Source organism: Streptomyces sp. NBC_01275 (genome assembly GCF_026340655.1).
Classification (GTDB): domain Bacteria; phylum Actinomycetota; class Actinomycetes; order Streptomycetales; family Streptomycetaceae; genus Streptomyces.
Genome location: NZ_JAPEOZ010000001.1, coordinates 341781 through 357206 on the forward strand (window position 1 = coordinate 341781; position 15426 = coordinate 357206).

The following is a 15426-nucleotide window of genomic DNA, read 5'->3' on the forward strand; positions in this document are numbered from 1 at the left end:
GGCGCCCCGGAACCCGGCATGCGGCAGCGCCACAGTCCCGCCGGCCCGGAGACGCCAGCAGTACCGGCCCCATGCAGTGCCGGTGCCACCGTCCTGACCTGGCCATCCCTCATGTCCCGCGCAGCCGGGTAGCCACAATCCGGCACATCGCGTACCTGGAGAGTGCAAGGACCATGAACGAACCGGTCACCATCGAGGTCTCTGAACCGGCCTCAGGCGGTCAACCGACGGCCGCGCCACCGAGCCGGCACAAGAGCCGTGTCCCCGGCATCATCACCAGGCCCAGGACGGTCGCTTCCGTCCTGGCCGCCGTTGTGCTGGCGCTGGTCGCCAGTCTGATCGGTCCCCTGGGGGTGGTGCAGCCCGCGGTCGCCGAAGACGGCAACCCCACGTTCCATGTCGGGGATGACGACGGGCTCGACTACTTCCACTTCATCAACTCGATCCGCGCAAGGGTCCACGACGGCGGGTCAAACTCGGTAGCGGGTGCCTCGAACCAACTCGTGGACCACACCAATCCGTCGGCCACCACCTCGTATCTTCAGGTCGACATCCACATGTGGGGCAACTCGAACTTCGTGCGCCTGCAGATACGCCGATCGGACCTGTACATCCTCGGCTGGTGGGACAAGAACAACAACTACCGCTACATGGGCAACCGCACAGTCCCGGCCGCCGAGAGCGGGCGGGCGGAGAGCGGCGTCTGGCGCCCCGCCAACAAGACCATACGCACCCCATTCGCCGAGAACTACGGCAGCCTCGAGAGCTATGCCCACGAGAGGCGCGCGGGCATGGGGATCAATCGCTCAGCCATCAGCTCGGCGGCCTGGTACCTCTACGACTCCGACAACAACACGAACATGGCGCGCGGAGTCCTGAGGATGACCCAGTTCATCGCGGAAGCGGCCCGTTTCCGTCCTATCCGCGACAGCATACAAGCCGTGATCGGGACAAACGGCGCCTGGTTCATCCCCGCGCAATTCGCCGCGCAGGAAAACAACTGGGGCACCCTGAGCAGCCGCTTCAACGCTCTCAACATGCTGCCCCGGGGCACCAGGGACCAACACCCTGTCACAGCTTGGCGTCGAGGAGCCTTCAACGAGGCCGTAGCGATCGTTCTCTACACCGCGATCCAGTACGCCCAGTACGTCCTCGAGACATCGAAGGGCCGCTGACCGCGCGCCTGCATGTATCCGACAGTACGCCACACTTTTAGAGGAACACGATGCGAAGATGGAATCCGGTCGGGGCTGTACGTGCAGCGGCCTCTGTCCCGGCCTCGACGCGACGACGGAAGTCCGCCGGTCTCGTCGCCGCTCTCTCCCTGACGCTGGTCGCCGGAGGGGCACTGATAACCGCAGCCCCGGCACAAGCCGACGTCACTGACGGCCTGGTGCTGCGCTACAAGCTGGACGAGACCTCCGGCACGGTCGCGCACGACTCGTCCGGCAACGGCCGCGACGGTACGGTCAACGGCACCGCCGACTGGAAGGGCGCGGACGGGCTGCGTTTCAACGGCTCAAACACCTACGTCAAGGTCCCGGACAACATCATGGCCGGGCTCAGCTCGATCACCGTCGACTTCGACGTCTGGATCGACCCCACCATGGGCAAGCCGTACGCCTTCTACGGCTTCGGTAACACCAACGGCAGCAACGGCAACGGCTACCTGTTCACCACCGGGAACTCGTTCCGGACGTCGATCTCGATGACCGACTACACCGCCAAGCAGGACACCATCCCGTCGAACACCTCCTACCAGCTGGCGCGCGGCATGTGGAAGCACGTGACGTACACCCAGACGGGCAACACGGGCGTCCTGTACGAGAACGGCGTCGAGAAGGCACGCAAGACCAACGTGACCATCACCCCGGGCGCGATCGGCGGCGGAACGACGACCGCGGACTACGTCGGCCGGTCACTGTATGCCAACGATCTGTACTTCAAGGGCCGGATGCGGGACTTCCGCGTCTACAACCGGGCGCTGTCCTCCGCCGAGGTGCAATCTGTCGCCAACGAGACCGAGGAGCACTGGGAGCAGGCGCAGGAGCTGGCTTCGTACAACGGCGCGCTCGACGTCTTCCAGGACTCCACCGTCGGGCCCGTCATCATCTTCCCGTCGGACTACACCGGCGACATCGACAACCTGTCGGTCCCGACCGACTGGACCGACGCCTACGGGAACGTCCCCACTTCCTGGCCCGCCTTCACGACTGCGAAGAGCCCGCTGTTCACGGTCGAGCAGATCGCCACCGTCGAGGACGCGGTCACCGCCCAGGTGCAGCCGAACGGTGACCTCACCTACCGGCTGGACATCACCTACGACGGAACTCAGGACCGGGTGGTGGCGAGGACCAACGCCCCGGCGTCGGTCACCGATCCGCTGGCCACCCAATACGTCGGCCGGCTAGTGATCGAGTCCGACACCACGCCGTCGGGCAAGTGCAGGCCGGACCAGACCAGCGTGGCCAATTCGCTCGCCACGATCGCGACGCCGGCCGGCGGTACCGGCGATGTCACCACGGAACTGCAGTGGAAGCAGGTCCAGGCGCTGGCCGACTACAACTGCGCGCTCACCGCCTTCGACGACCCCAACATCGGGCCTGTCATCATCTTCCCCTCCGACTACACCGGCGACATCAACAACCTTCAGAAGCCGCCCGGCTGGACCGACCAGTACGGGCAGGTTCCGGCCGACTGGCCTGCCCCCACGACCGCGAAGAGCCCCCAGTTCACCGTCGCCCAGATCCAGGACATCCAGACCTCGGCCGTCAACCAGATCGCGGGAGCGAGCAGTGACACCACCAACTACAGCGTGACCGTCCACTACGACGGCCCCAGCGACCGAGTGGTGGTCGAGACCGACGCCCCGGCCTCAGTGACCGGCCCGCTGCTGACCACATACCCGAACAAGGTCGTGATCGCCACCCCGTCCACGCCGCCCCTCGCTGACAACTAGGAACGCACATCGAGTAAGGGGGCCGGAGCCACCCGGCCCCCTTACTCCCGAGGGCGCGTGAGCGTGACGACCACGGCTGGGAACTGATGCGCGCCACTGGAAGCGCACGTCGGATCCCCAGCATCGAACCGAGCGACAGCCCGAACAGCACCAGCGCCATCTGCGCAATGGAGAGGTCCAGCCGGTCCCGGATCGCGGGCGTGCGCGTCGCCCTCGACGACATCTCGATCGCGGCCACCAGGAACAACAGCAACAGCAACTGACTTCGCCGACCACGGCCTGGTCCACGAGAAGGCTTCTCCGTGCGACCGGAGAGGGAGCCTCCGCTGGTCAGCCGATCTCAAGCACGATCTTGCCCCGGACCCGGCCGGTCTCGCTGAGGCGGAAGGCGTCGGCGGCCTCCGCCAAGGGCAGCACACGGTCGATGTGGACGGTGAGCTCGCCGGCGTCCGCGAGGCTCGCGAGGGCGGCGAGGTCCGAGGGAACGGGCTGCGTCCATACCTGGTGTCCGCCGCGCTGAGTCACCTCGGGATCGACGATCGAGGCGACCCGGGAGGGGTCCTTCAGCAGTTCCTGGGAGACAGCCACGGCGTCACCACCCACGCAGTCCACGGCAGCGTCCACACCCTCGGGAGCCAGCTCCCGCACGCGCTCGGCCAGGCCATCGCCGTAGACGACGGGTTCGGCGCCCAGGGAGCGCAGGAACTCGTGGTTGCCTTCGCTGGCCGTACCGATGACCCGGGCGCCCCTGGCCACGGCGATCTGCACGGCCACGGAACCGACACCGCCGGCCGCCGCGTGCACCAGGACCGTCTCCCCCGACCGGACACCCACCCGGGACAGCGACTGCAACGCGGTGAGCCCGACGAGCGGAAGGCCGGCCGCCTGCTGCCAGGTCAGCGACGCGGGCCTGCCCGCGAGGGTGTGCACGGGCGCGGCGACGAACTCCGCGTAGGTGCCGTGCTGCACCTGCTCCGTCCGGACATAGCCGAAAACCTCGTCACCGGCGGAGAACTCCGTGACACCCGGGCCGACGGCCTCAATCACGCCCGCGACGTCGAAGCCCGGCACCAACGGAAGACTCACCTCCAGGATCGAGTCGAGGTGGCCGGCGACGACGTGCCAGTCGACCGGGTTGACCCCCGCAGCCGTGCCCATCCGCGGCGGATCGGACACGGTCGCGTCTATGCCACTGAACAGTATCCAGTGGTCCATAGGCCCCAGGCGCGGGCTGTGACTGAGTTCTCACCAGTCACAGGACTAGTGAGGGGTTGCCTCGGTGCTGTCAGCGAAGCGCGGGTCGACCTCGATGGACACCCAGCCGTCGCGACCTCCGGTGCGGTCGTGGACCGGGCGCAGGATGTCGGCGGCATCGCGGATGTCGGCGGTGGTCATCTTGCGCACAGCTTCCTCACCTCGGGTGGCGAGGTCGGCCATCTGGTCCTCATAATCGCTGCCGCTCGGGATTACCTCCTGGAAGATGGCAGGGGACGTGGCGACACCGACGACGTACCGGTTGGCGATCGGCTCGGCGAGATTGCCGGAGGTGATCCGCTCGCGGGGGACGGACAGGTTCCCGCAGCCGTCGAAGGCCACCGTGCGGCAGCGCACTCCGGGTGTTGACGGCTGGGCCAGCGGGCGGCCAACACGTCGAACAGCCGCTCGAGAGGGGCCACCCCGACCCGCCGACGCAGATCGCGAGGTGCCTTCTCCGAGTGCTGCGGCACCCGGGCGGCCAGTCGGGCCCCGAGTTTGCTCCACACCAGTTCTGTGCCCAGATGCTCGAACAGCCCGAGCGCGAGCACGAAGTACACCCCGACGCGAGAGGGGAGGCTCCGAAGTCGTCGCTCGCGAGCCCCGCTCTCGTCCAGTACCGCATTCACCAACTCGGGCAGGATGACCTGCGTTAACTCACCGATATGACCAGGCGCGAACACGTCATCGGTTCCGCCCGTGACAGACTGAGCCACTGGGGCGCCGCTTTCTCAGCAAGATCTTGGTCGATCCCCTGGATAGCAGAGGCCCCTTCTGCCGCCCGCCACGCCTGACACCGCCGCTGGGCTCTTGACTTCGTGGCATTGGTCCAGCACGCACAACGGGAAGATCGCCCCAGCGAGAAACCTGTTCGACCCGCACGTTCCATGATTGGTTGAGGTACGGCTTCTGAAGCCAGGCGCATTCCTCAGGGCTCGCCTGGCTTGTCCGGCGCGCGGCGCCGGTGGCGCGGGGTCAGGGTCGGGCTGCTTCGCACAGCAGCCGCAGTTGGCGGGTGACCATCACTGGATCCACGGTCTCCGGGTTCACCAGCCACTGGTTCTCCGCTCCCTCGCCGACAGCCAGGACGAGTGCGGCGAAAACCTCGGGGTCCACGTCCGCACGCAGCTCGCCGGCCTCGATGGAGCGCCGTACCGCATCCGCCAGTACCCCGCGCAGGGTCGCGTACCGCCTGGCCACCCACTCCCTGGCCGGGTGTTCCTCACCCGAGGCTTCCGCCGTGAGGATGTGCGCGAGCTGGACAAGCGCCCGGTCGCCGACCACCTGAGCGGTGAACGCGTCCAGGTTCTCCAGGATTTCCAGCAACGTCAGGCCGAGGTCAGGCTGCACGACGTGCAGCTCGGCGTCCCGCTGCTCCAGCAGAGCCAGCAGGACGGCCTGCTTGTTCGGGTAGTAGTGGAGCAGTCCGGCCCTTGTCAGGCCTGCTGCCTCGGCGATGTCATTGAGGCTCCCGGCACGGAAACCGCGTGCGGAGAACACGTCCAGCGCCGCCTTCAGGATGCGCTCGCGCCCGGCGCCGGATCCACCGCCGGAGCGGCCGTTTCTGTCCATGTCGCTCCATGATATGGGCCTGATCAATCACAGCTGTGCAGGGTTCCACGCCGGTCCGGGCTCCCCGGCCGTGCCGCTCACTGTCGGAATGGCTGCCGGGCCAGTCGGCGCTCACGTTGACGTACGGGATCGGCCACGGGTGCGGCCAACTGCAGGCGTTGGGTGTACGGGTGTTGTGGCCGATCGCACACCTGGTCGGCGTCTCCCTCCTCGACGATCTCGCCGTGCAGCAGCACCGCGACCCGATGACTCATCCGGCGCACCACGGCCAGGTCGTGGCTGATGAAGAGGTAGGCGCACGCCGTGTCCTGCTGGATCTCGAGGAACAGGTCCAGCACCGTCGTCTGGGTGGACAGGTCGAGCGCGCTGGTGGGTTCGTCGCAGACGATCAGTCCGGGCCTGAGGGCCAGCGCCCGGGCGATGGCGATGCGCTGCCGCTGGCCGCCTGAGAACTCCCTCGCGAGCCGCTGTCCGGCGTCGGCGGGCAGCCCGACCCGGTCCAGCAGTCGGCGCACCCGGTCACGGCCCGTCTCCCGGCCCTGCCGGAGCAGGGGTTCGGTCAGGATCTCCTCGATGGTCATGGACGGGTTGAGCGAGGAGTAGGGGTCCTGAAAGACGACCTGGACGTTCTGAGCGGTGCGGCGGCGCTCCTTCGTACTCAGTGTGGTCAACTCGACCCCGCCCAGCCTGATCGATCCGCCGGTCACCGGCGCGAGGCCCAGAACGGCCCTGCCGACCGTGGTCTTACCGGAGCCGGACTCGCCCACCAGACCGAGGGTCTCACCGGGCCGGATGTTCAGAGAGACGCCCTTCAACACCTCGACGGGTCGGGACCGCCATCCCCGCACCGGATAGGCGACCCGCAGATCCGAGACGCTCAGCAGCGCGTCGTCGTTCATGCCGGGTTCGTCCATCCGGCACGCGTTCACGCCGTGCTCGTTCACGCCGTGCTCGTTCATGCCGACCTCGTCCAGGGCTCGCGGACGACGGAGCCGTCCAGCATCGAATCGAGCAGCGTTCGCGTGTACGCCTCCTGCGGCGCGCGGAACAGGCCCTCGGTGTCGTTGGTCTCCACGACGGCTCCCTGTCTCATCACACTGACGCGGTCACAGATGTCGGCGACGACACCGAAGTTGTGCGTCACCAGGAGGACTGCCATCCCACGTTCCTGCTGGAGGACGCGTATCAGGTCGAGCACCTCGGCCTGCACGGTGACGTCCAGGGCGGTGGTGGGTTCGTCCGCGATGATCAGGTCCGGTTCCGTTGCCACGGCACCGGCGATCAGGACGCGCTGCGCCATACCGCCGGAGATCTGGTGGGGATAGGCGTCGAAGGTGCGTCGCGGGTCCTTGATGCCGACCCGGCCGAGCAGTTCCGTGAGTTCCCGGCGTGCCTGGGCCCTGCTGATGTCTTTGACTGCTCGCAGGCCGTGGCTGAGCTGCGCGCCGACGGTGAACGACGGGTCGAGGTTCGACATCGGCTCCTGTGGCACATAGCCGATGCGTTTGCCTCGCACCTCGCGCAGGACCTTGCCGTCGCGCAGGTCCAGGCCGTCGAAGGTGACGGCACCACCGAGGACGACCGCCTGGCGCGGCAGGATGCCGAGGACGGAGAAGGCCGTCTGCGACTTGCCCGAGCCCGACTCGCCGACGAGGCCGAGGACCTCGCCGCGGCGCAGCTCCAGGCTGACGCCGTGGACGACGGTCTTCAGCCGCGCGTCGGTGGTGGGATATCCGACAACCAGGTCCCGCACGCTCAGCAGCACGTCCGTCGACGCCGAGTCGGAGGCTATGGACCTCACAGCGGCTTCGGACTCGGTACTCCCGGCGGAGAGACGGTGGCCGGCACGCAGCCGCGCGACCGCTTTGGGGTGCAGCGGCCGGGCCTGGGTGTGCGCGGTCTGCAGGACGTCCCGCAGCGCGTTGCCGACGAGCACCAGGCACAGGGTGGTCGCGGTGATCAGGAGCGCGGGCCAGAGCACGTTGAGCCGAGCCACGTAGATGTTGTTGAACGCGTCCTGGAGCATTCCGCCCCAAGAGGGCGCCGTCGGGTCGCCGAGTCCCAGGAACTCCAGTCCGGCCTGGATGGCGATGCCCGCACTCAGGACGAACGAGCTCTGCACGACGACCGGCGCCCGGACGGCGCGGAGCACGTGCCGGAAGATGATCCGTGCGTCGGTCAGGCCCGCCACCTTGGCGGCGTCCACGTACAGCTCCCGCCGTACGCCGAGCACCAGCGTGCGGACCAGCCGGTGGTAGGAGGGGGCGATCAGCACACCGAACACCGCCATCGCGGTCAGGGTCGACGGCCCGATCACCGAGTACAGCGCGATCAGCAGCACCAGGCCCGGAAGTGCCATGACCGTGTTGGACACCCAGGAGGCCACGGTGTCGAGACGGCCACCGAAGTAGCCGGCGGCCAGGCCGGAGGTGACTCCGAGCACCAGCGCCACCAGCAACATGACCGAGGAGGCGGTCAGGGTTCCGAGCGTGGCGTGCATCAGCCGGGACAGGACGTCCCGTCCGGACTGGTCACCGCCGAGCAGGAAGCCGCTGGTCAAGGGGGGAGCGTTGGTCAGCTCCAGCCGTGCCTCGTTCGGGTCGTGCGGAGCGAGGAAGGAGGAGCAGAGGCCGAACAGCACGATCAGCAGGAGTGCCACGGAACCGACCAGGCCCAGGGGATTGCGCAATAGTCGTTTGACCGTCATGACACGCGCGCCTTCGGATTGAGCCAGCCGACCAGCAGGTCGACGGCGATGTTGACGATGAGGACGACGACGATGCTGAACAGCACCGATCCCATGACGGCCGGGATGTCGCCCTGAACCGCGGAATCGTTGGCGAGCAGCCCCATGCCCGGCAGGGCGAAAACCCGCTCGATGATCACGACGCCGCCCATCACGGCGACCGTCTGGAGCGAGAGGATCGTCAGGCCCGGTCCGGCCGCGTTGCGCAGCACATGGCGGAAGATCACGGCCCGCTCACTGATGCCCCTGGACCGGAGCGTGCGGACGAAGTCCTGTTCCAGGACGTCGATGACGGCTCCGCGGAACTGCTGGGCGGCCCCGGCGACCGAACCGATCAGTACGGCCAGCACCGGCAGGGCCAGCGAACGGGCCCAGCCGACCGGATCCACGTCCGGCGAGACGTACCCGGTAGCCGGGAAGGCCCGAAGGGCGATCGCGAAGGCGAAAACCAGCACGATCGCGACCACGAAGTTCGGGATCGCGGCCCCGACGACGCCTGCCACCTGAAGGAAGCGGTCCAGCCCGCCGCCGCGCACGGCGGCGGTGACCCCGACGAGCACGCTGAGGATCATGGTGAACAGCAGCGCGGGCACGATGACCGCCAGCGTCACGGGGACCCGGGTGGCCAGCATGTTCGTCACCGGCTCGCCGGTGAAGTAGCTGGCGCCCAGATCTCCCCGGACCAGCCCCCCGAGCCACTTGAGGTACTGGGCGGCTACAGGCTGGTCGAGACCTAGCTCCGTGATCTTGGCGGTGACTTGTGCCTGGGTGGCGCTCTGGCCCAGCACGCGCCGGGCGATCCCCGTGCCGTCGCTGAACACCAGCGCGTAGGTGACGGCTGTGACGACGATCGTGAGGACGATGCCCGACAGCAGCTGCCGCACCGCGAACCTCAGCATGGTTTCCCTTTCCTCGCTGTACTTCCTCGTTCTTCCGCCGGCCGCCTGTCAGGCGGCCGGCTTGAAGCTCCGCAGATACGGGACGACGCTGCCCAGGTACGGCCGCGCGGACGTCGTCTTGTCCGTCGCGTAGAAGTTGGTCGGCAGCACCCACGGGCAGAACCAGGCCTGCTCGACGAGGAACTCGTTGGCCGCCTGTGCGTTCTCGGCGGCCGCGGCGCCGTCGAGCACCTGGGCCTTGTCCAGCAGCGGCTGCAGCCGGGCGTCGGCCGTGTGGGTGACGTTCCAGACCGCCTCGGGCGCCACGGTCTGGACGAGGTCCCACAGCGGGGTGCGCGACTCCATGAAGGTGAAGAAGATCGGGTACTTGCCGCTGAACAGCGCGGGGAGGACCTGGTTGGCGGCTATCTTCGCCTGCTTGGCCTTGATGCCCAGCAGTCCCAGCTGCTGGGTGATCAGCGGCGTGGCGAACTCCAGGCCGGGGATGGCGGGGAGCTCGAAGCTGAAGCCGTCCGCGTAGCCGGCCTTCTTCATCAGCTTCTTGGCCTTCGCCACGTCGTACGCGTAGTGGTCGACCATGCCGGCCAGATAGGCCGGGCTGCCGTTGTGGAAGATCTGGTTGGTGACCTTGCCCTGGCCCTGGAAGAGCGCCTTCAGGATCGCCTGGCGGTCGAAGACCATGTTGATGGCCCGGCGCACCTCGACGTGCTTCAGCGCGGGGATGACCTTGCCCTCCGGGTCGCCGAGGAAGAGCCCCGCCCAGTTCACCTCGTTCTTCAGCAGGGTCAGGCCGGACGACTGGACCTCGGTCGTGGTCTGCGAGCTGATCGGAGCGGCATTGATCTGACCGGACTTGAGGGCGTTGACCCGGGCGGTGATGTCGGTCATCTGCCGCATGACGATCTTGTCGTAGGCGTACGCGGCCTTGTTCCAGTAGTCCTCGTTGCGCACGAAGGTGTAGGTGGAGCCCGTGGTGGTGGCCGCCGCGTCCAGCTTGTACGGACCGGAGCCGACGGGAGTGGTGTCGCGATTCTTGGCGGTGTGCGACTTCGGGCTGGAGATGATGCCCGGGGCCAGGCAGAGAAACGTCGGCAGCAGACCCTTCGGCTTCGGTGTGGTCAGCACCACCGTCGAGGCGTCCTTGACGGTGACGGTGACGTCGGCCAGACGGCCGGCGTCGGAACCCCCACCATTCTTCATGTGCTCAAGCGAAGCCTTGACCGCGGCCGCGTCGACTGCCGTGCCGTCGGTGAACCGCATCCCGGAGCGGATCACGAGGGTCAGTTCCGTCTTGTCGTCGTTGAACGTGTAGCTCTCGGCCGCGTTCGGGGAGACGGTGCCGTCGGGCTCGTATCTGAGCAGCGTGTCGAAGCATGCCTGCCAGGGCAGGACGAGGGAGAAGGCGCTCTGCTGCTTGGCCGGGTCGAATGAGCCGTAGGCCATGTCGAGCGCCAGGCTCAGCGTCTTCGATCCGGCGGTGCCGCCGGCACCGCTGCCGGCGGCACCGGTCGCGCTGGTGCAGCCGACCGCCGATCCTGCCACGAGGGCCCCGAAGCCGAGTCCCAGCATGCCCTTGCCGAACGAGCGGCGATCCATGCCCACCATGAGATGCTCCTTTGCATTGGTAAACGTATAGAGGAAGGTTGACGAGGTCGGGTCGGACGGGTGCGGATCGAAACCGCCGACGGCGGCCCACCCGACGGGTGCCGGGAGACACCCGAAGCGAAAGGGCCGGGAGACACCCGATGCGAAAGGCGGGACCGGCGGCAGGACAGGGCGGCGCTCCGGCCTGCCGGCCGGACTCCACAGCAACCCGTGGAGGGTGCCGGTTCGGGTTCAGGCTTCTTGACGTTCGGACATGAGGGGTCCCCTGATGCGGCGAAACGCGATAGCGAAGCGTGGGCGACCCGGACGGGCGGACGTGCCGCTCGCGGACCTGTCGACCCCACCGACAGCTCGCGCTCAGCCGATCCTGCCGGTGCGAGATGTGGCCGTAACGTAGCTGCCCCAGCGGACACAGGCAAGCCTTCTGCGTGAAACGTTTTAACCTCTCAGACTGCAATGCGGCCACCGTTCAGGCACCGAATGGAGCGCGCCAAAGTAGGCGTTTTCCAGCCACATGAGCCTGCAGCAGGCCCCCAAAAGCCGCGCCACGAGGGCAATCGTCGACACGTCGACGGGGTGGGGGTCTGGGCATACCTCCACACCCTCCGTCAGGCCGACGGGAGAGTGTGAATCGATTCATAAGTCTGGACTCCGTTCGGCCTTCCTCCCTGTAAAGCCCTGCCGCGTCCCCTACCAACTAGTTGGGAGGTGTGCTCTACTGTGCCTGCTTCACCTGTCCTGACGAGGCTGTCCTGAAAGGTGCGCCATGCACGCTGCCGTCCCGTCTCCCTCGCGCACCTCCCCCGTGGTCCTGCGGGACCCGTCCTGGCAGGGGCACTGGATCGGGCCGAAGGCGCAACAACCCGAACTGGCGGGCTTTGGCCACCCGGTCTCCCGCGCCCCGTTCGGCCGGTATCTGTTCCGCACGTCCTTCACCCTGACTGCCGTGCCGGGCTTCATACCGGCCCGGATCACCGCCGACGCCCGCTACGTCGTCCACCTCAACGGAGCGGAGGCCGGGCGCGGCCCCGTACGTTCGCAGCCCCGGCGGCTGCACTACGACGATCTGGATCTGGCGCCGCTCGCACGGCAGGGCGAGAACACCCTGGTCGTCCTGGTCACCTACTACGGCCAGGCCAACTCCTTCTGGCAGCCGGCCGTCGCGAACGCGACCCTCGGCCGGGACGCGGTGCTCGTCCTCGAAGCGGATCTCGGTGACCGGCTGCTGGTGACGGACGACACCTGGCAGGTGCTGGACCCCGGCGCCTGGCACATCGCCGCCGCCGAAGGAATCGACGGCCTCCCCGTCGAATGCCTCGACGCGCGCATGCTCCCCCACGACTGGAAGACCGGAGCGCCCGACGCCGCTTGGCGCCCCGCGCACATCACCCCCGCCCTCCACATGGGCGCCCTGGCCCGAAGTCGGCCGCCCACCGACCCCTACGGGCCGCTCCTCCCCCGCCCGATCGGACCGCTCGGCGGTGCCCGGCTCACCCCGGCCATGGTCGCGGCGGCCCTGTCGGCCGAGGCCGCGGCGGACCATCCTCATCCGGTCGCCCGAGTCCGCGCCCACCTCGGCGATCCGTCGTGTCCGGCTCCCACCACGGCCGTGTTCCCGGTGGAACTGGCTCCCGGCCCGGGCAAAGACCAGCACCTGGTCGTCGACATGGGGCGGATCGTCTGCGGCTTCCTGACGGTTGACCTGGACGCGCCTCGGGGCACACGGGTCGACCTGATGTACCGGGAGTCACCGCACAGACCCGGTGTGCCGGAGCCGATGTCGTCCCCGAACACCGGTGCCCGATACACCGCCCGTGGCCACGCGGACCGTTTCGAGGCCCTGGAGGTCAATGGCTTCCGCTATCTGCACGCCCTGATCAGCGGCGACGGCCCGGTCCGCGTCAACGGGATCGAGGTGCGGGAACACCTCTACCCCCGCGCCGGGAACGCGTATTTCCGCAGCAGCGATCCCGAACTGGACGCCCTCTACACGGCCGGGGTGCGCACCGTGGAGCTCAACTCCCACGACGCCTTCACCGACTGTCCGACCCGCGAGCAGCGCGCCTGGGTCGGGGATGGCGTGGTGCATCAGATGGTGCACCTGACCACCTCCACCGACTGGCGGCTCGCCCGCCGGTACGTGGAACTGGGCAACTCACCGCGCCCGGACGGCATCCTGCCGATGAGTGTGGTCGGCGAGATCGAGCAGAGCGGTGGTACGACCATCCCGGACTGGTCCCTGCACTGGCTGCACGGCGTCCACAACCTCTACCGCTACACCGCCGACCGCGACCTGCTGGCGGAACTCGCCCCCACCGCACGGCGGATTCTGGCCTGGTATCTGCCCCATCTCACCGGCGACGGCGTACTCAGCGACGTACCCGAGTGGAACCTGGTGGACTGGTCGAGCGTGTTCGCCACCGGCGCGAGTTCCGTCGTCACCGCCCTGTGGGCGCGGGGCCTGCGCGAATACGCCGACATCAGCGTCCTGCTCGGCAACCACGGCGACGCGGCCTGGGCGAACGGCCTGTGGGAGCGGGTCCGCGACGGCTTCGAGATGTTCTGGGACGAGCGGCGCGGAACCTACCTGGACCACATCGTGCAAGGCACACCTCAGCCCGCGACCTCCCAGGCGGCCGGCGCCGCCGCCGTCGTCTCGGGTCTCGCTCCCACACACCGCCACCAGCGGATCATCGACCGCGTCATGGACCCCACGCGTCTGGTCACCCGGTCCTGGATCGGTGGCGACGGCGGCTACGACGACCGGAAGATCGGGGACGAACTGCGCGGTGTCCGGCGCGTCGACTGGGACGCCGAGGAAGAAGTCGTCCGGGCCCAGCCCTTCCTCAGCTACCTGGTCCACGACGCGGCGGCCGTCGCCGGAAGAACCGCCGAGCTGATCGGTGCGATGCGTGACTGGAGCGCCTTCCTCCGCGACGGCTACGACACCTTCGGTGAGTGCTGGGACTGGGGATCACCGGTCCACGGCTGGAGTTCGACCCCCACCCGCGACCTGGTCACCCACGTCCTCGGCGTCACCCCCGGCGAGCCGGGATTCGGCCGTGCCCGTGTGGCCCCCGCCTACGGCCTGCTGGAACGGGTCGAGGGTGCGGCGCCGACTCCGGTGGGCCTGCTGTCGGTCGCATTCGACGCCACGGGCATCGAGGTGGACAGCCCGTTGCCGTACGTACTGGTGCTGCCCGACGGGCAGGAGCAGCGGCACGGCGCCGGGCACCTCCGGCTGGCCTTCACAGTGTGAAACCTCAGGTCACCCTGTGTTGGTCGCTGCCTGCTGCGCACAGGTGTGAGAAAGGCGGTACGAGTCGGTTCCGGTCTCGGTGAAGTTACTGCCGACGGTCAGCCGGTCCAGGATTCCCTCGCGGAAGAGACCGCGCTTACGAACCACCCCTTTCGTCGCACCACCCCCATGGTCAGCCGATCTCAAGCACGATCTTGCCCCGGACCCGGCCGGTCTCGCTGAGGCGGAAGGCGTCGGCGGCCTCCGCCAAGGGCAGCACACGGTCGATGTGGACGGTGAGCTCGCCGGCGTCCGCGAGGCTCGCGAGGGCGGCGAGGTCCGAGGGAACGGGCTGCGTCCATACCTGGTGTCCGCCGCGCTGAGTCACCTCGGGATCGACGATCGAGGCGACCCGGGAGGGGTCCTTCAGCAGTTCCTGGGAGACAGCCACGGCGTCACCACCCACGCAGTCCACGGCAGCGTCCACACCCTCGGGAGCCAGCTCCCGCACGCGCTCGGCCAGGCCATCGCCGTAGACGACGGGTTCGGCGCCCAGGGAGCGCAGGAACTCGTGGTTGCCTTCGCTGGCCGTACCGATGACCCGGGCGCCCCTGGCCACGGCGATCTGCACGGCCACGGAACCGACACCGCCGGCCGCCGCGTGCACCAGGACCGTCTCCCCCGACCGGACACCCACCCGGGACAGCGACTGCAACGCGGTGAGCCCGACGAGCGGAAGGCCGGCCGCCTGCTGCCAGGTCAGCGACGCGGGCCTGCCCGCGAGGGTGTGCACGGGCGCGGCGACGAACTCCGCGTAGGTGCCGTGCTGCACCTGCTCCGTCCGGACATAGCCGAAAACCTCGTCACCGGCGGAGAACTCCGTGACACCCGGGCCGACGGCCTCAATCACGCCCGCGACGTCGAAGCCCGGCACCAACGGAAGACTCACCTCCAGGATCGAGTCGAGGTGGCCGGCGACGACGTGCCAGTCGACCGGGTTGACCCCCGCGGCCTTCACCCGTATCAGCACCGATCCGGCACCGGGCTCCGGCTTGTCGATCTCCATCAGTTCCAGGGCCTCGGGGCCGCCGTAGCGCCGGGCGACAACCGCTCGCATATGCCTCTCACCGTTCCTCTTGGTCCATGACGCCCG

Annotated in this window: 10 protein-coding genes and 1 pseudogene; 3 read left to right on the forward strand and 8 right to left on the reverse strand. The window is 68.3% G+C overall.

Annotated elements, in window-relative coordinates; translation table 11 throughout:
• The first annotated feature begins 173 nt into the window (after positions 1–173).
• Both OG562_RS01465 and OG562_RS01470 read left to right on the forward strand, forming a co-directional pair.
• Positions 174–1175 (forward strand): ribosome-inactivating family protein, encoded by a 1002-nt coding sequence (locus tag OG562_RS01465; protein ID WP_266392598.1) that lies wholly within the window; start codon positions 174–176, stop codon positions 1173–1175.
• 218 nt (positions 1176–1393) lie between these two features.
• Complete coding sequence (locus tag OG562_RS01470) at positions 1394–2959, forward strand: LamG domain-containing protein (RefSeq protein WP_266392601.1); 1566 nt, start codon at positions 1394–1396, stop codon at positions 2957–2959.
• A 330-nt stretch (positions 2960–3289) separates the two neighbouring features.
• Here the strand turns inward: OG562_RS01470 and OG562_RS01475 are convergent, their stop codons facing one another.
• The 7 genes and pseudogenes from OG562_RS01475 to OG562_RS01510 form a co-directional block, all read right to left on the reverse strand.
• A complete protein-coding gene (locus OG562_RS01475) occupies positions 3290–4117 on the reverse strand; it encodes an NADP-dependent oxidoreductase (RefSeq protein ID WP_266408935.1) in 828 nt (275 codons plus the stop codon).
• A gap of 111 nt (positions 4118–4228) precedes the next feature.
• Positions 4229–4896, reverse strand: a pseudogene (locus OG562_RS45940) (transposase domain-containing protein); the annotation flags it as partial.
• Between the two features lie 292 nt (positions 4897–5188).
• Positions 5189–5785 carry a TetR/AcrR family transcriptional regulator gene (locus OG562_RS01490; protein ID WP_266392604.1) on the reverse strand — a complete coding sequence of 199 codons (597 nt, stop codon included), beginning with the start codon at positions 5783–5785 and terminating at the stop codon, positions 5189–5191.
• Positions 5786–5862: 77 nt separating this feature from the next.
• Entirely contained in the window at positions 5863–6699 is an 837-nt protein-coding gene (locus OG562_RS01495) for an ATP-binding cassette domain-containing protein (RefSeq protein ID WP_266408937.1), read from the reverse strand.
• Positions 6700–6740: 41 nt separating this feature from the next.
• Positions 6741–8492, reverse strand: a complete 1752-nt coding sequence (locus tag OG562_RS01500; protein ID WP_266392607.1) for a dipeptide/oligopeptide/nickel ABC transporter permease/ATP-binding protein — start codon at positions 8490–8492, stop codon at positions 6741–6743.
• Entirely contained in the window at positions 8489–9430 is a 942-nt protein-coding gene (locus tag OG562_RS01505) for an ABC transporter permease (protein ID WP_266392610.1), read from the reverse strand. The genes OG562_RS01500 and OG562_RS01505 overlap by 4 nt, the downstream gene beginning before the upstream one ends.
• Before the next feature lie 48 nt (positions 9431–9478).
• The gene (locus OG562_RS01510; RefSeq protein WP_266392613.1) at positions 9479–11035 is read right to left on the reverse strand and encodes an ABC transporter substrate-binding protein; all 1557 of its coding nucleotides are present in this window, start codon (positions 11033–11035) and stop codon (positions 9479–9481) included.
• A gap of 766 nt (positions 11036–11801) precedes the next feature.
• Here OG562_RS01510 and OG562_RS01515 point away from each other — a divergent pair.
• Positions 11802–14294 (forward strand): family 78 glycoside hydrolase catalytic domain, encoded by a 2493-nt coding sequence (locus OG562_RS01515; RefSeq protein ID WP_266392620.1) that lies wholly within the window; start codon positions 11802–11804, stop codon positions 14292–14294.
• A gap of 172 nt (positions 14295–14466) precedes the next feature.
• Here the strand turns inward: OG562_RS01515 and OG562_RS01520 are convergent, their stop codons facing one another.
• Positions 14467–15390 carry an NADP-dependent oxidoreductase gene (locus OG562_RS01520; RefSeq protein WP_266392623.1) on the reverse strand — a complete coding sequence of 308 codons (924 nt, stop codon included), beginning with the start codon at positions 15388–15390 and terminating at the stop codon, positions 14467–14469.
• Positions 15391–15426: the final 36 nt, after the last annotated feature.